Below are 19,048 nucleotides of genomic sequence, written 5' to 3' on the forward strand. Positions count from 1 at the left end.
GGTTCCGCCGGGGGCCCTGCGGGCCGGCGCGTCCGTGGGGGCAGGGGCTGCCTCCGGGCCGGTGCCGGGGCCGGTGCAGGGCGTGCGGTCGCGGCCGTCCGGGGCAGGGGTGTCGCCCGGCCGGGCGGGGGCTGCCTCCGGGGCGGCGCCGGACGAGCGACCCGTGGAGGCATGCGCGCCGCCTTCCGGTCCCGGGCCGGGGCCGGGGGCCGTGGACGGGGTGCGGCCCGTTCCCGTACTGCGGCGGGGTTCCGTTGCCGGGGCCGGCGCCCCACCGGGCGCCGGCGGGGCGGGGCTGGTGGGGGCGGTGGGTGTGCTCCGTCGGTCACCGGGGGCGAGGGCGGGGCCCGTTCCTGTGCTGTGGCGGGGTTCCGCTGTGGGGGTCGGCTGCTCGTCGGGTGCCGGCGGGGCGGGGCTCGTGAAGGCCGTGGGCGCCCCTTGGTCACCCGGGGTGCGGGTGGGTCCTGTCCCCGTGCCGTGGTGCGACACGGCTGTCGGGGTCGGGCTGGTGGAGGCCGTGGGAGCGCTCCCTCGGTCGTCCGGGGTGAGGGCGGGGCCCGTTCGGCGGGGCGTCGTCGGGGCCGGCCGCCCGCCGGGCCGCGGTGGGGCCGGGGACGCGAAGGCCGGGACCAGGCCCAGCAGGAGGGACGCCGCCGGCCACAGCGGCAGGTCCGGTGCCGTCAGCGGGACCGCCGGGGGGTGCAGGGCCGCCGGCGCGTAGGAGTTCGCCCAGATCATCAGGGCCGCCACCGCCACGCCCGAGGCCGAGACGAGCCAGGCCCGGGCGTCCCAGCGGTCCGGGCGGTAGCGGGTGCGGACCGAGCGGCGGCCGCCCAGCCACAGGCCCGCGAGCGCGGCGGCGAGCCCGCCGGCCAGGACCGTCAGGCCGTAGCCCGCGCCCTCGTCGGCCAGCAGGCCGTACGTTCCCGCGCAGACGCCCAGCAGCCCGCCGAGCGTCAGCGCCGTCGTGGTGTGCCGCACGGCGGGCGGCACCTGCGCGGTCCGGCCGTACCCGCGCGCGTCCATGGCCGCCGCCAGCGCCACGGACCGCTCCAGCGCCCCCTCCAGGACCGGCAGCCCCACCTGGAGCAGGGCCTTCAGGCCCCGGTCGGAGCGGCCGCGCAGCCGCCGCGCGGCGCGCAGCCGCTGGACGTCCGCGACGAGGTTCGGCGCGAACGTCATCGCGACGACGATCGCCACGCCCGCCTCGTACAGGGCGCCCGGCAGGGACTTCAGCAGCCGGGCCGGGTTGGCGAGGGCGTTCGCCGCGCCGACGCAGATCAGCAGCGCGGCCAGCTTCAGCCCGTCGTACAGGGCGAAGAGCAGCCCCTCGGCCGTCACCCGGCCGCCCAGGCGCACCCCCTTCGCCCAGTCGGGCAGCGGCACCTCCGGCAGGGTGACCAGGGTGTGGGTGCCCGGGATCGGCGACCCGAGCACGACCGCGAAGACGAGCCTGATGGTGATCACGGCCAGTCCGAGCTTGAGGAACGCCCCGTAGGAGCGCGCCCACGGCGCGTCCGTGCGCCGGGCCGCCACGACGTATCCGGCCACGCCGACCAGCAGCCCCAGCAGCAGCGGGTTGGTGGTGCGCGACGCGGCGGTGGCCAGCCCCAGCGCCCACACCCACCAGGCGCCCGCGTGCAGCGCGGACGCCCGCGCGGTGACGGGCGCGGTGCTCGGGCCGCCGGGGCGCGGCGGCGGGTTCCTGTCGCTCATCCGCGGCGGCGGCGCGCCTGCCACGCGGCGGCGGCACCGAGGGCGACCACGGCGGCGACACCGCCGATCAGACCGGCCGAGGGCACGCCGTCACCGCCGTCGTCCTTCCGTTCGTCCTTGCCGCCGTCCCCGGCGGAGGCGGTCTGCCCGCTCTTCTTCCCGGCGACCTGCTCGCCGCAGCCCGACTTCGGGTAGCCGGCGATGGCGCACAGCAGCGCGGCGGAGTCGTACCGCAGGGGCTTCGCGACGGCCGCGAGCGCCTCCGCTGCGCTCGCGTCGCCGCCGACCCGCGCGCATGCCGTGCGGGGCGCGGGCGGGGTCTCACCCTCGGGGGCGTCGGCGGCCGTGCCGAAGTCCAGGACGACCGCGATCCGCTTGCGGCCGTCCTCGGCGGGGGTGCCGGCGCACACCGCGCCGAAGTCCGCCGCGGCGCGCGGCTTCGCGGCGTCCCGGGAGTCCTCGCTGACGGCGAACCGGAAGCCGACGGTGTCCCCGTCGCCGGGCCGCGCCGTGGACGGGCCCTGCGTGGCGTACGCCCAGCCGCTGCCGGTGGCGTCCCAGAACGACCAGTACCGGTACCCGGCCGCCTGCGCGGGGGCCGCGCCCAGCCCGGCGAGGACCCCGGCGAGGAGCAGCGCCCCGAGGGCGCGCGCGCCGCGGCGGACCGTCACAGCTGCTTCTTCTTCCGGCCGCTGATCAGGAAGCCGGCGCCGATGCTGGCGACGAAGAAGACGCCGACGATCCACCAGACGCTGACGCCCTTGTCGTCGTCCTTCTTCTCCTCGTCCTTCTGCTCCGCCGAGGAGGCGGACTCCGGCTTCGGGCCCATCGCGTTCAGCTGGGCGACCAGGTCGGTGCCGGCGAAGTCGCGCGGGTCGGCGCCGGTGGCGTGGGCGGCGAGGATGAGCTTGGCGACGCGGCCGGGGTGGTTCTTCGCCCAGTCGGCGGTGCCGCTCTCCTTGGACCGCAGCCACGTCAGCGGCTTCTCGGCGGCCTCGCGGTGGCCGCCCGCGGCGAGGGCGACGACGGCGTCGGCGGTGTTGCCCTGGTCGGGCTTGGCCGGGGCGCCGGGCATGGACGGCACGAGGTAGCCGCCGTTCTTGGCGAGCGCCTCGGAGAGGTACCCGTCGACGGCCTCGGCCGCCGCGGCGGCGTCCTTCGGCTTCGCCTTGTCGTCGGCAGCGCAGTCCAGCGGCTTCAGGGGCTGGTCCGCGCCCTTCTTCGGCGGCTCGACGAGGAAGCCCTTGCCGCGCGTGGCCAGGCCCGCGGCGGCGCTGGCGAGGTTGTCGGCGCGCAGCCCGCTCTTGTCGTCCTTCAGGAAGGAGAAACCGCCGCGCTCCCCTTCCTTCGCGTCGCAGCCGAGCTGGAACGTCAGCAGCGTGGCCACCGGGTCCTTGCCGCCCTTCGCGGCGACCTTGGCCGGGTCCTGCCCGGTGGCGGCGAACGCGCCGAGGGCGATGGAGGTGGAGTTCGCGTCGCTGGGGCTGCCGGGCTGGTAGCCCCAGCCGCCGTCGTCGTTCTGGTGCGCCTTGAGCCAGTCGAGGCCCTTCGTCACCTGCTCGGACCGGCCGCCGGCCGCCGCGAGGCCCTGGACGGCCGCGGCGGTCTGGTCGGTGAACTCCTTCTGGGTGTCGCACGCCTTGGCGGGGTCGGCCCGGAAGCCGGGGAAACCGCCGTCCGCGCACTGCTGGCCGGTGAGCCAGTCGACGGCCTCCTTGGCGGGGGAGACGCCGACGGCGCTCTGCGCCACGAAGGTCAGGGACTGCCGGAAGACGCCGTCGAACTTGGGGTCCTCGGTGCCGTACAGGCCGGGGGCGGCCGGCGACGGGGAGGCGTCGGCGAACGCGGCGGGCGCCATGGCCGTGCTCAGGACGGCGGCGGTGGCCAGGGCCACGGCGCCGCGGCGCGCGTGGACGGCGAGGGAGGGGGCCATGGGGTCGGTGCCTCTCGGTGGGTCGCTGCGGGGGTCGGCGGGCGGACGGGTACGGACTGTGCCACCGCGCACGGCCGCCCCTCCGCGCGTTCCGCGCGGTGGCACCGGGCCCGGCTCCGTATACCTCGACGGTGCCGTGGGGCCGGGCACCGCCGAGGGGCGGCGCGACCGGCTCCGGAAAGCCTTGCCGCCAGGGCGCGGGTGGTCCGGCTCGTACGGTCCGCACGGGCGCGGCCGTCGTCACGGTTGCGGGTCAGCGCCGGATTCCCACCGGCTTTCCCCGTTCCGAGGCGGGATGAAGTTGTCACGGACACTTTAACCGGCGGCTTATGGGTGGCTCATACCGCCACGATTGCGACGGTATGAGGGGGGGCTTCGGCCTCCGGCGGGGCCGCTCTGTCCGGCGGGGGCCTCACGGGACGGGGCCGCCTCGGCCGCGCGGTCCGGCGGCGGGTGCCCGGCCGGGGGCACCCGCCCCCGCCCCGCGTCACCCGGCCCCGGCGGCCAGGGCGCGGGCCCGTGCGCCCGTCGGCCGCGGTCAACTGCCCGTTCGGCCCGGGTGGCCCGGGCCCTGTCGCGCCCGGCGAGTGGTGCCGGGCCGGGCGGGCGATGGGGCGTCACGGGCGCTGCCCCGACACGACCGTGCGCGTCGGCCGGCGGCGGGTGCCTGTCGTGACCGGTGAGGGTGATCGTCGCGGTCGAAGCGCGGGCGTCTGCCGGCCGCGGTCGGGTGCCCGTTCCGGCCGGGCCCGGCGCGTGCGAGGCGGGCGGCCGTGGGCCGGTGCTGCGGGTCGTGGGACGTCCGCCCCGGCGCCGTCGAGACGCGCCGGGCCGGCGGTGGCCGCTCCCGCCCCATGGCGTCCGGGCCGGTGGCCAAGGGCCCGGGCGTCGGCCGGCCGCGGCCGCCCGGCCCACTCCCGCACGGCCGTGCGCTCCGCGCCCCCGCCCGCCGCCCCCCATTGCCCCCGGCCACGGGAACTGGTACCAGTTCTGATGCAGCGTCAGATGTGGCGCACCCGCGGCGGAGCCGGAAGGCGGCGAGTCATGGCTGAACTCATCGAGTACGGGCAGCTCTTCATCGGCGGCGCGTTCACCGAGCCCGCCGGGCGGGACACCATCGACGTCGTCTCCCCGCACACCGAGGCCGTCATCGGGCGCGTCCCGCACGCCTGCCGCGAGGACGTCGACCGGGCCGTCGCCGCCGCCCGCACCTCCTTCGACTCCGGCGTCTGGGCCGAGCGGCCCCTCGCCGAGCGGATCGAGGTCGTCACTCGGATCAAGGACGGTATCGCCGCCCGCCACGAGGAGATCGCCGAGGTCATCTCCGCCCAGAACGGCTCCCCCTACTCCTGGAGCGTCCTCGCCCAGGCGCTCGGCGCGATGATGGTCTGGGACAGTGCCGTCGCCGTCGCGCGCGGCATCCCCTTCGAGGAGCGGCGGGCCGGGGTCCTCGGACCGCTGCTCGTGCGGCGCGAGCCCGTCGGCGTGGTGGCGGCCGTCGCGCCGTGGAACGTGCCGCAGTTCGTCGCGGCCGCCAAGCTCGCCCCCGCCCTGCTGGCCGGCTGCTCGGTGGTGCTCAAGCCCGCGCCGGAGACGCCGCTGGACGCTTACCTGCTCGCCGAGATCGCCGCGGAGGCCGGGCTGCCGGCGGGGGTGCTCTCGATCCTGCCCGCCGGCCGGGAGGTCAGCGAGTACCTCGTCGGCCACCCCGGCGTCGACAAGGTCTCCTTCACCGGCTCCGTCGCCGCGGGCCGGCGCGTCATGGAGGTCGCCGCCCGCCACCTCACCCGCGTCACCCTGGAGCTGGGCGGCAAGTCCGCGGCGATCGTCCTGCCGGACGCCGACCTCGACGCGGCCGTCGCCGGCATCGTGCCCAGCGCCTGGATGAACAACGGGCAGGCATGCGTCGCCCAGACCCGCATCCTCGCCCCGCGTGCCCACTACGGCGAGCTGGCCGAGCGGTTCGCCGCGGCCGCCGCCGCCCTCGTCGTCGGCGACCCCCTCGACCCCGCCACCCAGGTCGGCCCGCTCGTCGCCGAGCGCCAGCGGCGCCGGTCGCTGGAGTACATCGCGCTCGGGCAGCGCGAGGGGGCGAAGGTGCTGGCCGGCGGCGGTAGGCCGGCCGGGCGGGAGACGGGGTGGTACGTGGAGCCCACCCTCTTCGGCGAGGTCACCAACACCATGCGCATCGCCCGCGAGGAGATCTTCGGCCCCGTCATCTGCCTGCTGCCCTACGACGACGAGGAGGAAGCCGTCCGCATCGCCGACGACTCCGACTACGGGCTCTCCGGCAGCGTCTGGACGGCCGACGTCGAGCACGGCATCGACATCGCGCGCCGGGTGCGCACCGGCACGTACAGCGTGAACACCTTCAGCCTCGACATGCTCGGCCCCTTCGGCGGCTACAAGAACTCCGGCCTCGGCCGGGAGTTCGGGCCCGAGGGCTTCGCCGAGTACCAGGAACACAAGATGATCCACCTGCCCGCCGGGCACGGGGAGCGCTGATGGGCGAGCGCTGGCGGGTGGAGGTCGACCGGGGCGTGTGCGTCGGCTCCGGACTCTGCGCGGGCACCGCTCCCGGGGCGTTCCGGCTCGACACCGCCCGGCAGTCCCACCCGACCGACCCGGAGGCCGAGGCGTCCGGGGCCGTGCTCGCCGCCGCGGAGAGCTGCCCCGTCGAGGCCATCACCGTCCGTGCCCTCGACAGCGGCGCCGCGATCTTCCCACCCGACGAGCCCGACGAGCCCCACCCGCGGTAGCCGACCGGTTGTTACTCGTGCGTTCCTCATAGCGGGTTCATGGCAGTTGTGACTGTCCCCTCCCGGCGGCGGCATGGAACCTTCATGTCGTCACCGGCCGAGGGGGAGCGATGAACAAGGGGTACGCCGTCTACTGCGACGCGGACCGGCAGTTCTACGACGCCCCGCACCGGCTGCCGTCCGACGGCGACGGCCCGACCGCCCTCTACCCGTCGGCCCGCCGCCCGGCACCCGCCGGCTGGCAGCGTCACCGGACCGGCGACTGGCTGGCCTTCCGCCCCCTCGACGCCGCACTGCCCGACCAGGGCTGGAAGATCCACGTCTCGGCCTGCCTGGACAACGCCGAACGGATCCTCGCCGCCGTCCGCGACTACTGCGAGCCCCGGCGCGTCGCCTTCAAGTGCGTCCCGAGCCCCTATCTCCTGCACACCCGCAACGCCAAGTACGCCGACCGGGGCGGCAGCGGGAAGTTCATCACCGTCTACCCCGGCGACGACGAGCAGTGCCGCGCCGTCGCCGAGGACCTCGCCGCACTCCTGGCCGGGGAGCAGGGCCCGTACATCCTCACCGACCTGCGCTGGGGCGACGGGCCGGTGTACGTGCGCTACGGCAGCTTCACCCTGCGGCACTGCTACGACGACAAGGGCGAGCTGTGCCCGGCCGTCGAGAACGCCGACGGGGTGCTCGTCCCCGACCGCCGCGACCCCGCCTTCCACGTCCCGCCCTGGCTGACCCCGCCCGGCTTCCTCGCCCCGCACCTCGCCGCCCGCTCGGCGACGAAGGTCAGCGGCATCCCGTACCGCATCGACCGGGCCCTGCACTTCTCCAACGGCGGCGGCGTGTACGTCGGCACCGATCTGCGCACGGACCGGCAGGTCGTCCTCAAGGAAGGCCGCCCGCACGCGGGCCTGGCCGCCGACGGCGCCGACGCGGTAACCCGCCTCCAGCGCGAACGAGACGCCCTCGAACGGCTGTCGGGGCTGCCGTACACCCCCGAGGTGCACGACTACATCACCCTCGGCGACCACCACTTCCTGGTGCTGGAGTTCGTCGAAGGCCGCCCGCTGAACACCTTCTTCGCCCGGCACCACCCCCTCGTCGACCCGGACCCGGGACCCGAGCGCCTCGCCGCGTACACCGAGTGGGCGACGCGGCTGTACCGCCTCGTCGAGGAGGCCGTCGACGCCGTCCACGCCCGCGGCGTCGTCTTCAACGACCTGCACCTGTTCAACATCATGGTCGCCGAGGACGAGCGGTCCGTCGTCCTCCTCGACTTCGAGGCCGCCGCGCACATCGACGAGGGCCGCCGCCAGACCATCGCCAACCCCGGCTTCGTCGCCCCGCCCGACCGCACCGGCTTCGACGTCGACCGCTACGCCCTGGCCTGTCTGCGCATCGCCCTCTTCCTGCCGCTGACCAGCCTGTTCGCCGTCGACCGGCAGAAGGCGGCCCACCTGGCGGAGATCGCCGCGGACCAGTTCCCGGTGCCGCCCGGCTACTTCGACGAAGCGGTCACGGAAATCGTCCACGGGCCGCAGGGGCGGGGGGTCGCGGCCCGTGGCGCGGTGGGTGCGGGGGGCGCGGGGGGCGCGCCGGGGACCGCACCCGCACCCACCGGTTCGGCTGACAGGTACCTGCCCGTCGACCTCGCGGACTGGCCGCGCAGCCGGGACTCCCTGACCGCGGCCCTCCTCGCCGCCGCGACCCCGCACCGCGAGGACCGCTTCTTCCCCGGCGACATCGCCCAGTTCGCCGGCCCCGGCGGCGGCGCCTGCTTCGGCTACGGCACGGCCGGGGTGCTCCACGCCCTCGCCGCCACGGGCGGCCGCGCCCACTGCGCCGAGGGCGAGGAATGGCTGCTGCGCCACACCAAGAGCCCCGCCTCCGGCACCCCGCTCGGCTTCTACGACGGGCTCGCCGGCATCGCCTGGGTCCTGGACTCCCTCGGCCACCGCACCCGCGCCCTGGAACTCGCCGAGACCATCACCGCCCAGAACTGGGAGCACATCGCCCCCGACCTGCACAGCGGCCTCGCCGGCATCGGTCTCGCCCTCGACTCCCTGGCCGTCACCACCGGCGAGAGCGCCCTGCACGACGCGGCCCTGCGCTGCGCCCAGCTCGCCCTGGACAAGCTCGCCCAGGACGAGGCCGGCGACCCGACCGCCACGGACCGCGCCCGGCCCCGCGCCGGACTGCTCCACGGCGCCACCGGCACCGCCCTCCTCCTCCTGCGCCTGTACGAGCGCACCCACGCACCCGAACTCCTCGACCGGGCCGCCGACGCCCTCCGCCGCGACCTCGCCCGCTGCGTGGTCGGCGTGGGCGACGTCCTCCAGGTCGACGAGGGCTGGCGCACCATGCCCTACCTCGGCGCCGGCAGCGTCGGCATCGGCATGGTCCTCGACGACCACCTCGCCCACCGCCCCGGCACCGAGGAGTTCGAGCAGGCCCGGGGCCGGATCGTCCGGGCCACCCAGGGCAAGTTCTACGCCCAGCCCGGCCTCTTCCGCGGCGCCGCCGGCATGGTCCTCTACCTGAGCCGCACCACGGCCGGCGGACCCGGCACCCACCCGGCCGAGCTGCGCCGTCAGATCGACGCCCTCGCCTGGCACGCCGTCCCCTACCAGGGCCACCTCGCCTTCCCCGGCGAGCAGATGATGCGCCTGTCGATGGACCTCAGCACCGGCACCGCCGGCTGCCTCCTCGCCCTGGGCAGCGCCCTGCACACCACACCCGTGCACCTGCCCTTCCTCCCGCCGCTCCGGCGGCCCCAGAGCCGGCCCGTCCGGGCCGTGGCACAACCCGTCCCCACGAGTGAGAGGAACACGTCATGACCCTTCTCGACCTGCAGACGATGGAGACCCCCAAGGCCGAGGTCACCGGCGAGCTGGGCACCGGCGGCGGCGGTGGCGGCGGCAGCCGCGCCAGCCTGCTGCTCTGCGGTGACAGCAGCCTGTCGGTCGTCACCTGCAACTGATCACGGACGTCCGGCGGCCCACGGCCGCCACGCCCAGGCCGTGACGTAAGCGCCGTACACGGTCGAACCGGTCCCGGGCACGTCCCACTGCCCGGGACCGGTCCACACCCCGGCCGCGCCCACGGATCGAGGACCCCGCCGCGATGGCCACGACCCCGCACCCCCCGGACGCCGACCGGCTGCTGCTGGCCACCGCCCGCCGCACCGCGGGCCGCACCACGGCGATCTGCCTGCTCAGCACGGCTGCCGCGGGCTGCGCCGTCGCCCTGCCCGCCGTCCTCGGGCACACCCTGGACCGGATCCTCGACCGCGCCGGCGGCCTGTACGCGTGGACGGTCCTGTGCGCCGTCCTCATCGGCGCCGAGGTCCTCTTCGACGCCTTGGTGGCCTACGCCACCGGCACGGCGGGCGCCCGCGGCACCGCCTGGCTGCGCCGCCGCGGCACCGCGCACCTGCTGGCCGCCGGGCCGCGGCACGGCCTCACCTCCGGCGACGTGGTGACGCGGCTGTCCGGCAACGCGGCCGAGGCCGGCACCGCCCCGGCGACCGCCGCCACCTCCCTCGCCGCCCTCCTCACCCCGCTCGGCGGCCTGACGGCGCTCGCCTTCCTCGACCTCTGGCTCGCCGCCGTCTTCCTCGCCGGGGCCCCCGCCCTGTTCCTGCTCCTGCGCGCCTTCGCCCGCAGTTCCTCCGACAGCGTCGCCGCCTACCAGCGCGTCCAGGGCGAGATCGCCGGCCGGCTCGTCGAGGCCCTCGGCGGCGCCCGCACCGTCGCCGCCGCCGGCACCGCCGGGCGCGAACGCGACCGCATCCTCGCGCTCCTGCCCGAACTGAGCGCCCAGGGGCGCCGCATGTGGCAGGTCTACGGGCGGGCCGTCGTCCAGGGCGGCATCCTGGTGCCCCTGCTCCAGACGGCCGTCCTCGCCGCCGGCGGGATCCGCCTCGCCGCGGGCGGCCTCAGCGTCGGCGAGCTGCTGGCCGCCACCCGCTACGCGGCCCTCGCCGCCGGCGTCGGCTCCGTCGTGGGACAGCTCAACGCCCTGGTCCGCGCCCGCGCCGCCGCCGGGCGGACCGCCGGGCTCCTGGCCCTGCCGGCGGCCTTGCACGGGACGCGGCCCCTGCCCCCGGGCGGCCCCGGACAGCTCGAACTGCGCGGGGTGAGCGTCACCCGCGGCGGCGCGGAAGTGCTGCGCGACGTCGACCTCGTGGTGCCCGGCGGCACGACGACGGCCGTCGTCGGCCGCTCCGGCGCGGGCAAGTCCGTCCTGGCCGCCGTCGCCGGACGTCTCGCCGACCCCGGGCGCGGACAGGTCCTCCTCGACGGCGTGCCCCTGACCGAGGCCGAACCCGCCCAGCTGCGCCGGGAGATCGGGTACGCCTTCGAGCGGCCCGCCCTGTTCGGCGACACGGTCGGCGAGGCCCTCGCCTTCGGCCCGTACGCCCCCGGCGCGCCCGCCGTCGAGGCCGCCGCGCGGGCGGCCGGCGCGGACCCCTTCATCCGCCTGCTCCCGGCCGGCTACGCCACCCGCCTGGCCGACGCGCCGCTGTCGGGCGGCGAGCTCCAACGCCTCGGCCTGGCACGGGCCTTCGCCCATGCGGGCCGGCTGCTGATCCTTGACGACGCCACGTCGAGCCTGGACAGCGTCACCGAGGCCCAGGTGGGCCGCGCCCTGGCCCACGAGGTCAGTCCGGGCACCCGGCTGCTGATCGCCCACCGCGTGTCGTCGGCGGCCCGGGCCGACCACGTCGCCTGGCTGGAGAACGGCAGGATCCGCGCGGTCGGCCGCCACGAGGACCTGTGGGAACTGCCGGACTACCGGGCGGTGTTCGCCCCGGAGGACGACGACCTGCCGCCGGGCGCCTCCACCGCGGCCCACCCGGACCGGGAGGCGCGCCGATGAGGCCGGCAGGAGCACGCCCAGCCGCCGGTGCCGCCGGTAGCACCCGCCCGGCGGAGGAGGCACACGGGGCAGCCCCACGCGCCGAGTACGCGGGGGTTTGGCTGCCGGGGGGCGGGCGAGTCCTCGCTGCCACGCATGCCCGCCCGGCAAGGGCCCCGTACCCCCCCTCCGGCGGACGCCGACAGCGCACCGCACCGAAGGCACCGTCATGACCCGCGACAGCGGGCCCGGCCGTCGGCCGCCCGGGCCCGCCCGGCGCGTCCTGCCGCAGGCGAAACGGTTTCTGGGCAGCCGCAAGCGCGTCCTCCTCGCGCTCGGTGCCTGGTCCCTGGTGGAGTCCGCGCAGACCTTCCTCGGCGGGTACAGCGTCGCCCGCGCCCTCGACGACGGGTTCCTCGCCGGGCGCACCGGCGTCGGGCTGGGCTGGCTCGCGTTCGCCGCCGTGACGATCGTCCTCGGCGGGTCGGCGATGCGCGGCGTCTTCCGCGGCCTCGCCGACCTCGTCGAACCGCTCCGCGACGGCCTGGTGCGCCGCGTGGTGGCGAGGTCGCTGCAGGACGCGGTGACCGGCCCCGGGCAGGCCGGCAGCGCCGTCGTCTCCCGGCTGACCCACCAGACGGAGCTGGCCCGCGACAGCTTCGCCGGACTCGTCCTGGTGGCCCGCTCGTTCGTCTTCACCGCCGCCGGGGCGCTGCTCGGACTGGCCTCCCTCGCCCCGCTCCTGCTGCTGGTCGTCGTGCCGCCCCTCCTGCTGGGCCTCGGTCTCTTCCTGGCCACCCTGGCCCCGATGGCCGCCCGGCAGCGGGAGTTCCTCGACGCCGACGAGCGGATGTCCACCGAGCTCGGCTCGCTCGCGGAAGGGCTGCGCGACGTGGTCGCGTGCGGCGCCGAGCAGCGGGCGGCCGGCCGGGTGGACCCGCTGATCGACGCCGAGGTCCGGGCGGCCCGCTCGCTCGCCGGCTGGGCGGCGGCCCGGTCCCTGGCGCTCGGGGTGGCCGGCCAACTGCCGGTCGTGCTGCTGCTCGCCACCGCCCCGTGGCTCCTCGACCGAGGCCTCACCGCCGGGGAGCTGCTCGGCGCGCTCACCTACCTCGTCCAGGCGCTGCTGCCCGCCCTGCACACCCTGATGAACGCCCTCGGGGCGGCCGGCACCCGGCTGCTGGTGGTCCTCGACCGCCTCACCTCCCCGCCCGGTGACGACCTGCCCGCGCCCGCACCGCCGCGCCCGATCGTGCCCGCACCGGTCGCGCCGGTCGCACCGGGTGCAGCACCCGCACCGGCCGCACCGGCCGCACCGGCCCCAGTACTCGCACCGGCCGCAGCACTCGCACCGCCCGCACCTGCCGCAGCACCCGCGCCACCCGCACCGCGTGTCGAGCTGCGCTCGGTGACCTTCGCCTACGGCCCCCGCGCGCACCCCGTCGTGCACGACCTCGACCTGGTGGTGGAGCCCGGCGAGCACCTGGTCGTGGTCGGGCCCAGCGGCATCGGCAAGTCGACCCTGACGGCGCTCGTCGCGGGGCTGCTCGCACCGGACCGGGGCGAGGTGCGGGTCGCCGGCCGCCCCGTACGGGCGGAGCCCGGCCCGGCCGGCCGGGCCGGGGAGCGGGCCCATCAGCGGGTGCTGATCCCGCAGCAGGCGTACGTGTTCACCGCGACGCTCCGCGAGAACCTCCTGTACTTCCGGCCGGAGGGCGCGCCTCCGGCGGCCCTCGCGGCATCGGTGGCGGCCGTGGGCCTGGACGACCTGGTGGCACGGCTGGGCGGGCTGGACGCGACGGTCGACCCGGCCGCCCTGTCGCAGGGCGAGCGACAGCTGATCGCCCTGGGCCGGGCCCACCTGTCGCCCGCACCGCTGGTGCTGCTGGACGAGGCGACCTGCCACCTGGACCCGGCGGCGGAGGCGCGCGCGGAGCACGCCTTCGCCGCCCGGCCCGGCACCCTGATCGTGGTCGCCCACCGCATCAGCTCGGCGCGGCGCGCCGACCGGGTGCTGGTGATGGACGGCGCCTGCGCGCTCTGCGGGCGCCACGGCGAACTGCTCGCGTCCTCCGCCCTCTACCGGGACCTGGTGGGGCGCTGGCACGCGGAACACCTCTGACCGGGCGGGGCCGTTCCTACACCCACCCGGCGCCCTGCGAAATCCTTATGGCGTCGACCCGGTTGCGGGCCCCGGTCTTGCGGGTGATCGCGGACATGTAGTTGCGGATCGTCCCGTTCGACAGGTGCAGCTTGCGGGCTATCTCCCCGATGGAGGCGCCCTCGGCGGCGAGCGAGAGGACGCCCAGCTCCCGTCTGGTGAGCGGGATCTCGGAGGCTTCGAGGAAGCCGTAGCCGAGCGACTCGTCGATGTACCGCTCGCCCTTCGCCACCTGCCTTATGCCCTTCACCAGCCGATCAGGCGAAGCGTTTTTGCTCAGGTATCCCAAAGCCCGCTCCTCGTACGCCCGGCGCAGTGGCCCCGGCCGTTCGGCGGTCGCCAGGGCCAGCAGCGCCGTGGTGCCGTCGCCGGTGCGACATCGCGCGGACAGCTCCCGCAGCCCGAGGGGGCCGCTCGCCTCGGGGCTGTCCATGTCCACCACGCACACGTCGGGCCGCATCGTCCGCGACGCCGTGACCGCACGCGGCCACGGCGCCGAGGAGACCTCCAGGTCCGCCTCTCTGCCGATCAGAGCCGCCAGAGCCGCGCGCAAGAGATAGGTGTCGTGCACCAGTAGAACCCGGATCACGGTTTCCCCCGCCTTCCTGTTTCCCGACAGCGAGCGCTGTGCGGGACACCTGCACAGTCATACCGGCGGGTGCCACCGCCCCGGGCGCGGATAACGGACCTGTGGGGGGCGCAAGGGCGCACGATTCGTGCCACGTGCGCCCCAGGTTCACTCGAATGCGCCGTCGACGAACCCTTGTAATTGGCGGGGAGTCAGGCTAGCGCGGTGGCGCGGTGACCGTGATGAGCCGGCAGACCGTCTCGATGTCGATCTTCACCTGGGCGATCGAGGCGCGCCCCGACAGCCAGGTGATCAGCGCCGAGTGCCAGGTGTGCTCGATGACGCGGACGGCCGACAGCTGCTCGGGGGTGGGCGGCCCGGCCGGCCCCATCGCGTCCAGGATGATCTGCGTGGTGAGCCGCGAGACGGTGTCGACCTCGGCGCTCACCGACCGGTCGGCGAAGGTCAGGGCGCGCACCATCGCGTCGGCCAGGTGCGGCTCGCGCTGCATCGCCCGGAAGGCGCGCATCAGCGTCTGCGCCACGCGCGCGGCCGGGTCCTTCTCGCTCGGCGGGCGCTTGCGCAGCGTCTCGTGCAGCTGCTGGAGCTGGTCCTGCATCGTGGCGACCAGCAGGTGGACCTTGGAGGGGAAGTAGCGGTAGAGCGTGCCGAGCGCGACGCCGGCGGACTCCGCGACCTCCCGCATCTGCACCGCGTCGAAACCGCCGCGGACGGCCAGCTCGGCGGTGGCCTGCAGGATGCGGCGGCGCCGGGCCTCTTGACGCTCGGTCAGGGAGCCGGCGGGCGGCGGGGCCGGGGCGGTCGCCGACGTGGATCCCGTAGTCATATGTCCCATTCCGTGGCAATCCATCCAGCGGTGTCGGTGCGGCCCGGACGGCACAGCATGGCAGGGGCCGAGCCGTGGCGCGAATCACCCGTTCCGGTCCTCTCGGCTGCCCGTCCGGCCGGTAGATTCAAGGCTTCTGGACGACCCAGTCTGAAACTTGTTCTAGATTAGCGCGACCGGTTACGCTCCGGCGGAACAGCAGCGAGAAGGAGGCCGGGAGTGACCGCTGAGGCCACGGAGGCAGCACTCGCGCAAGACGGCAGCCTCCTGGACGGGGGCGGCGACCGCCCGTTGCGCATCGCGCTGCTCACGTACAAGGGCAACCCGTTCTGCGGCGGCCAGGGCGTCTACGTCCGCCACCTCTCCCGCGAACTCGCCCGGCTCGGCCACAGCGTCGAGGTGATCGGCGCCCAGCCCTACCCCGTCCTCGACCTCGACGACGGCGTGACCCTCACCGAGCTCCCCAGCCTCGACCTCTACCGGCAGCCGGACCCCTTCCGCACCCCGGCGCGCGAGGAGTACCGCGACTGGATCGACGCGCTGGAGGTCTCCACCATGTGGACCGGCGGCTTCCCCGAGCCGCTGACGTTCAGCCTGCGCGCCCGGCGCCATCTGGCCGCCCACCGCGGCCGGTTCGACGTCATCCACGACAACCAGACGCTCGGCTACGGCCTCCTCGGCGGCCCCGCCGCGCTCGGCGCCCCGCTGGTCACCACCATCCACCACCCCATCACCGTCGACCGGCGCCTGGACCTCGGTGCCGCCTCCGGCTGGAAGCGGCGTGCCTCTGTGCGGCGCTGGTACGGCTTCACCCGGATGCAGAAGCGGGTCGCGCGCCGGCTGCCGTCCGTCCTGACCGTCTCCGGCTCCTCGCGCAAGGAGATCGTCGACGACCTCGGCGTGTCCCCGGGCCGGATACACGTCGTCCACATCGGCGCCGACACCGACCTCTTTTCCCCGGACCCCGCCGTTCCCGAGGTCCCGGGCCGGATCGTCACCACCTCCAGCGCCGACGTTCCCCTCAAGGGCCTGGTCCACCTCGTCGAGGCCCTCGCCACTGTCCGGGCCGGCGACCCCGCGGCGCACCTCGTCGTCGTCGGCAAGCGGGCCGAGGACGGGCCGGTGGCCGCGGCCATCAGGAAGCACGGCCTGGAGAACGCCGTCGAGTTCGTCAAGGGCATCACCGACGCCGAGCTCGTCGACCTGGTGCGCTCCGCGCAGGTCGCCTGCGTGCCCTCCCTCTACGAGGGCTTCTCCCTGCCCGCCGCGGAGGCGATGGCCACGGGCACCCCGCTGGTGGCCACCACCGGCGGCGCGATCCCCGAGGTCACCGGCCCCGACGGCGAGACGTGCCTGGCCGTGCCGCCCGGCGACGCCGCCGCCCTGGCCACCGCCCTGAAGCGGCTCCTCGGCGACGCGGAGCTGCGCTCGCGGCTCGGCGCCGCGGGCCGCGAGCGCGTCCTGACCCGCTTCACCTGGCGCCAGGCCGCGATCGGCACGGCCGAGCACTACCGCGAGGCGATGGCCCGCCAGCGCATCGCCCGTACGGCCGCCCGGCCGGTGGGCGGACGCGGCTAGTGCGGCCGGCGGAGCGCGCCCCGCACGGTGCGGCCCCGAGGGGCGACCGGGGTGTGGTGCCCGGTGCGGGGTATGCCGGCGGAGGGGCGCCCGGGTTCGGGCTGTTGTGCGGCGCGTGGCAGCCGGACGAGCGCGACCTGTCGTCCCGGCCGGAGGCCGCGCCGCTTCCGACCGCCCTGGCCGGTTGCCGTGCTGTGCCGTCCCGCGCGGGGTGCGCCCGCGGGCCCGGCCCTCGGCTGTCGCTCAACGTGCCGCCGCGCGTGGGGTGCGCCGGCGCTTCGTCGTCACGGCCGGACGAGCGTGGCCTGCCGCCGCGCACGGGCAGCGCCGAGCCGTTTCCGACCGCCCCGGCCGGTTGCCGTGCTGTGCCGTCCCGCGCGGGGTGCGCTCGCGGACGCGTGCCCGGGCCGCGGTCGCCGCGCGGCACGTCGCAGGCGGACGAGCGCTCCTTGCCGCTCCGGAACCTCGCCGCCCCGGCCGGTTGCCGTGCCGTGCCGTCCCGCGCGGGGTGCGCCCGCGGACGCGTGCTCCCCGCCGCCCCGCAGGGACAGCGCTTCCTGCCGCCCCGCACGGGCAGCGCCGAGCCGCCTCACCCGGGGTGTCCCGGAGCCTCGCCGCCCCGGCCGGAGGCCGAGCCGTTCCCCGTCGCCCCTGCCGCAGGCCCACCCGCAAGCCGCCGCCCCCACCGACCTTTCCCGCCGGACGAAAGCAAGGACCCGTGCTGACCGTCGATTTCTCCCGCTTCCCCCTCGCCGCAGGCGACCGCGTCCTGGACCTGGGCTGCGGCGCGGGCCGGCACGCCTTCGAGTGCTACCGGCGCGGTGCGCAGGTCGTCGCCCTCGACCGCAACGGCGAGGAGATACGCGAGGTCGCCAAGTGGTTCGCCGCCATGAAGGAGGCCGGTGAGGCCCCGGCCGGTGCCACCGCCACCGCCATGGAGGGCGACGCCCTCGCCCTGCCCTTCCCCGACGCCAGCTTCGACGTCGTCATCATCTCCGAGGTCATGGAGCACATCCCCGACGACAAGGGGGTGCTCGCCGAGATGGTCCGCGTCCTCAAGCCCGGCGGCCGCATCGCGATCACCGTGCCCCGCTACGGGCCGGAGAAGATCTGCTGGACGCTCTCCGACGCCTACCACGAGGTCGAGGGCGGGCACATCCGCATCTACCGCGGCGACGAGCTCCTCGACCGGATGCGCGAGGCCGGCCTCGCCCCCTACGGCACCCACCACGCCCACGGACTCCACAGCCCCTACTGGTGGCTCAAGTGCGCCTTCGGCGTCGACAACGACAAGGCGCTGCCCGTCCGCGCCTACCACAAGCTCCTGGTCTGGGACATCATGAAGAAGCCGAAAGCCACCCGGGTCGCCGAGCAGCTCCTCAACCCCGTCATCGGCAAGAGCTTCGTGGCCTACGCCACCAAGCCGCACCTGACCGGAGCCGACGCGTAGTGGGCACCTACAGCCAGCGCCCCGGCCGCGCCGAGCGCCTCGTCCTGCCCGGTGTCCTCACCGTGGAACAGGCCGCCGAGACCGCCGCCGCCATAGCCGCCGTCCAGCGCGAGGACGGCGCCATACCCTGGTTCCGGGGCCACCACCTCGACCCGTGGGACCACGTCGAGGCCGCCATGGCCCTGGACGTCGCCGGCGAACACGGCCGCGCCGAAGCCGCCTACCGCTGGCTCGCCGACCACCAGAACAGCGACGGCTCCTGGTACGCCGCCTACGCCGACGGCGACGCCGACCGGCCCACGGACCGCGGCCGGGAGACCAACTTCGTCGCCTACCCCGCCGTGGGCGTCCTCCACCACTACCTCTCCACCGGCGACGACGCCTTCCTCGACCGCATGTGGCCGACCGTCTTCGCCGCCGTCGAGTTCGTCCTGCAACTACAGCAGCCCGGCGGGCAGATCGGCTGGAAGCGGGAGGCCCCCGAGGACGGCGGCGCCGACGTCACCGATGCCCTGCTGACCGGCTCCTCCTCCATCTACCAGGCCCTGCGCTGCGCCCTGGCCATCGCCGAGCACCGCGAGGAGCCCCAGCCCGACTGGGAGCTGGCCGTGGGCCGGCTGGGACACGCCATCCGCAGCCACCCCGAGCGGTTCCTCGACAAGAACCGCTACTCCATGGACTGGTACTACCCCGTCCTCGGCGGCGCGCTCACCGGCGCCGCCGCCAAGGAGCGCATGGAGGAGCACTGGGACGCCTTCGTGGTGCCGGGCCTGGGCGTGCGCTGCGTCCTGCCCAACCCCTGGGTCACCGGCGGCGAAAGCTGCGAACTGGCCCTCGCCCTGTGGGTGATGGGGGAGTCCGACCGGGCCGTGGAGATCCTCCAGTCGATCCAGCACCTGCGGGCCGAGGGCGGCCTGTACTGGACCGGTTACGTCTTCGACGACAAGGCCGTCTGGCCGGAGGAGCAGACCACCTGGACCGCCGGTTCGCTGCTGCTGGCCGCGGCCGCGCTCGGCGGCGACGAGGCGACGACGGCGGTCTTCGGCGGGGAACGGTTGCCCTCCGGGCTGGACACGGCTTGCTGCTAGTGTCCTGAGTCGGAGATTCGTCGTTGGTCTGGTGTGAGTCGTCCTGGACCGAAGATCCCGCCGGTGGTGCTGTCCGATGCCGAGCGGGCGA

The 19,048-nt window shown here is 75.8% G+C and carries 13 protein-coding genes, 1 pseudogene and 1 riboswitch; of the genes and pseudogenes, 9 read left to right on the forward strand and 5 right to left on the reverse strand.

The genetic code is table 11. The annotated features are described in order from the left end of the window. Window positions 1-597 precede the first annotated feature (597 nt). From ABZ951_RS16790 to ABZ951_RS16800, 3 genes and pseudogenes are all read right to left on the reverse strand, one after another. A pseudogene (locus ABZ951_RS16790) lies at window positions 598-1,716 on the reverse strand (CbiQ family ECF transporter T component); the annotation flags it as partial. After that, complete coding sequence (locus tag ABZ951_RS16795) at window positions 1,713-2,387, reverse strand: SCO2322 family protein (RefSeq protein WP_344098132.1); 675 nt, start codon at window positions 2,385-2,387, stop codon at window positions 1,713-1,715. The gene ABZ951_RS16795 and the pseudogene ABZ951_RS16790, both read right to left, overlap by 4 nt. Then, complete coding sequence (locus tag ABZ951_RS16800; RefSeq protein ID WP_361280109.1) at window positions 2,384-3,721, reverse strand: prenyltransferase/squalene oxidase repeat-containing protein; 1,338 nt, start codon at window positions 3,719-3,721, stop codon at window positions 2,384-2,386. The genes ABZ951_RS16795 and ABZ951_RS16800 overlap by 4 nt, the downstream gene beginning before the upstream one ends. A 106-nt stretch (window positions 3,722-3,827) precedes the next feature. Then, window positions 3,828-3,980: riboswitch (cobalamin riboswitch) on the reverse strand. Window positions 3,981-4,693: 713 nt separating this feature from the next. On the opposite strand from ABZ951_RS16800, the gene ABZ951_RS16805 reads away from it, so the two are divergent. From ABZ951_RS16805 to ABZ951_RS16830, 6 genes are all read left to right on the forward strand, one after another. After that, complete coding sequence (locus tag ABZ951_RS16805; protein ID WP_344097364.1) at window positions 4,694-6,154, forward strand: aldehyde dehydrogenase; 1,461 nt, start codon at window positions 4,694-4,696, stop codon at window positions 6,152-6,154. Continuing rightward, window positions 6,154-6,408, forward strand: coding sequence for a ferredoxin (locus ABZ951_RS16810; protein ID WP_344097366.1), 255 nt, complete (start codon window positions 6,154-6,156; stop codon window positions 6,406-6,408). The genes ABZ951_RS16805 and ABZ951_RS16810 overlap by 1 nt, the downstream gene beginning before the upstream one ends. A gap of 110 nt (window positions 6,409-6,518) precedes the next feature. After that, window positions 6,519-9,242 (forward strand): class III lanthionine synthetase LanKC, encoded by a 2,724-nt coding sequence (lanKC, locus tag ABZ951_RS16815; protein WP_344097368.1) that lies wholly within the window; start codon window positions 6,519-6,521, stop codon window positions 9,240-9,242. After that, window positions 9,239-9,385 (forward strand): SapB/AmfS family lanthipeptide, encoded by a 147-nt coding sequence (locus tag ABZ951_RS16820; protein ID WP_344097371.1) that lies wholly within the window; start codon window positions 9,239-9,241, stop codon window positions 9,383-9,385. Before lanKC ends, ABZ951_RS16820 begins: the two co-directional genes overlap by 4 nt. Window positions 9,386-9,528: 143 nt before the next feature. Beyond that, the gene (locus ABZ951_RS16825; protein ID WP_344097374.1) at window positions 9,529-11,286 is read left to right on the forward strand and encodes an ABC transporter ATP-binding protein; all 1,758 of its coding nucleotides are present in this window, start codon (window positions 9,529-9,531) and stop codon (window positions 11,284-11,286) included. A 208-nt stretch (window positions 11,287-11,494) separates the two neighbouring features. Continuing rightward, on the forward strand, window positions 11,495-13,387 hold the full coding sequence (locus tag ABZ951_RS16830) for an ABC transporter ATP-binding protein (protein WP_344097376.1): 1,893 nt from the start codon (window positions 11,495-11,497) through the stop codon (window positions 13,385-13,387). Window positions 13,388-13,403: 16 nt separating this feature from the next. Here the strand turns inward: ABZ951_RS16830 and ABZ951_RS16835 are convergent, their stop codons facing one another. Both ABZ951_RS16835 and ABZ951_RS16840 read right to left on the reverse strand, forming a co-directional pair. Beyond that, window positions 13,404-14,015, reverse strand: coding sequence for a response regulator transcription factor (locus ABZ951_RS16835; protein ID WP_344097378.1), 612 nt, complete (start codon window positions 14,013-14,015; stop codon window positions 13,404-13,406). A 196-nt stretch (window positions 14,016-14,211) separates the two neighbouring features. Continuing rightward, complete coding sequence (locus ABZ951_RS16840; protein WP_344097380.1) at window positions 14,212-14,841, reverse strand: TetR family transcriptional regulator; 630 nt, start codon at window positions 14,839-14,841, stop codon at window positions 14,212-14,214. 219 nt (window positions 14,842-15,060) lie between these two features. Here ABZ951_RS16840 and ABZ951_RS16845 point away from each other — a divergent pair, with 219 nt between their 5' ends. The 3 genes from ABZ951_RS16845 (at window position 15,061) to ABZ951_RS16855 (ending at window position 18,957) form a co-directional block, all read left to right on the forward strand. After that, complete coding sequence (locus tag ABZ951_RS16845; RefSeq protein ID WP_344097382.1) at window positions 15,061-16,419, forward strand: glycosyltransferase family 4 protein; 1,359 nt, start codon at window positions 15,061-15,063, stop codon at window positions 16,417-16,419. Window positions 16,420-17,137: 718 nt separating this feature from the next. Further along, window positions 17,138-17,869 (forward strand): methyltransferase domain-containing protein, encoded by a 732-nt coding sequence (locus ABZ951_RS16850; RefSeq protein WP_344097385.1) that lies wholly within the window; start codon window positions 17,138-17,140, stop codon window positions 17,867-17,869. Beyond that, window positions 17,869-18,957, forward strand: coding sequence for a prenyltransferase (locus ABZ951_RS16855; RefSeq protein WP_344097388.1), 1,089 nt, complete (start codon window positions 17,869-17,871; stop codon window positions 18,955-18,957). Before ABZ951_RS16850 ends, ABZ951_RS16855 begins: the two co-directional genes overlap by 1 nt. Window positions 18,958-19,048 lie beyond the last annotated feature (91 nt).

Origin of the sequence: Streptomyces sp. NPDC046215, from assembly GCF_040646215.1 — a bacterium.
GTDB classification, from domain to species: domain Bacteria; phylum Actinomycetota; class Actinomycetes; order Streptomycetales; family Streptomycetaceae; genus Streptomyces; species Streptomyces stramineus.

Coding starts and splice junctions, on each gene's coding strand:
- ABZ951_RS16805 (WP_344097364.1), top strand. CDS start 4,694: ATGGCTGAACTCATCGAGTACGGGCAGCTCTTCATCGGCGGCGCGTTC.
- ABZ951_RS16810 (WP_344097366.1), top strand. CDS start 6,154: ATGGGCGAGCGCTGGCGGGTGGAGGTCGACCGGGGCGTGTGCGTCGGC.
- lanKC (WP_344097368.1), top strand. CDS start 6,519: ATGAACAAGGGGTACGCCGTCTACTGCGACGCGGACCGGCAGTTCTAC.
- ABZ951_RS16820 (WP_344097371.1), top strand. CDS start 9,239: ATGACCCTTCTCGACCTGCAGACGATGGAGACCCCCAAGGCCGAGGTC.
- ABZ951_RS16825 (WP_344097374.1), top strand. CDS start 9,529: ATGGCCACGACCCCGCACCCCCCGGACGCCGACCGGCTGCTGCTGGCC.
- ABZ951_RS16830 (WP_344097376.1), top strand. CDS start 11,495: ATGACCCGCGACAGCGGGCCCGGCCGTCGGCCGCCCGGGCCCGCCCGG.
- ABZ951_RS16840 (WP_344097380.1), bottom strand. CDS start 14,841: ATGACTACGGGATCCACGTCGGCGACCGCCCCGGCCCCGCCGCCCGCC.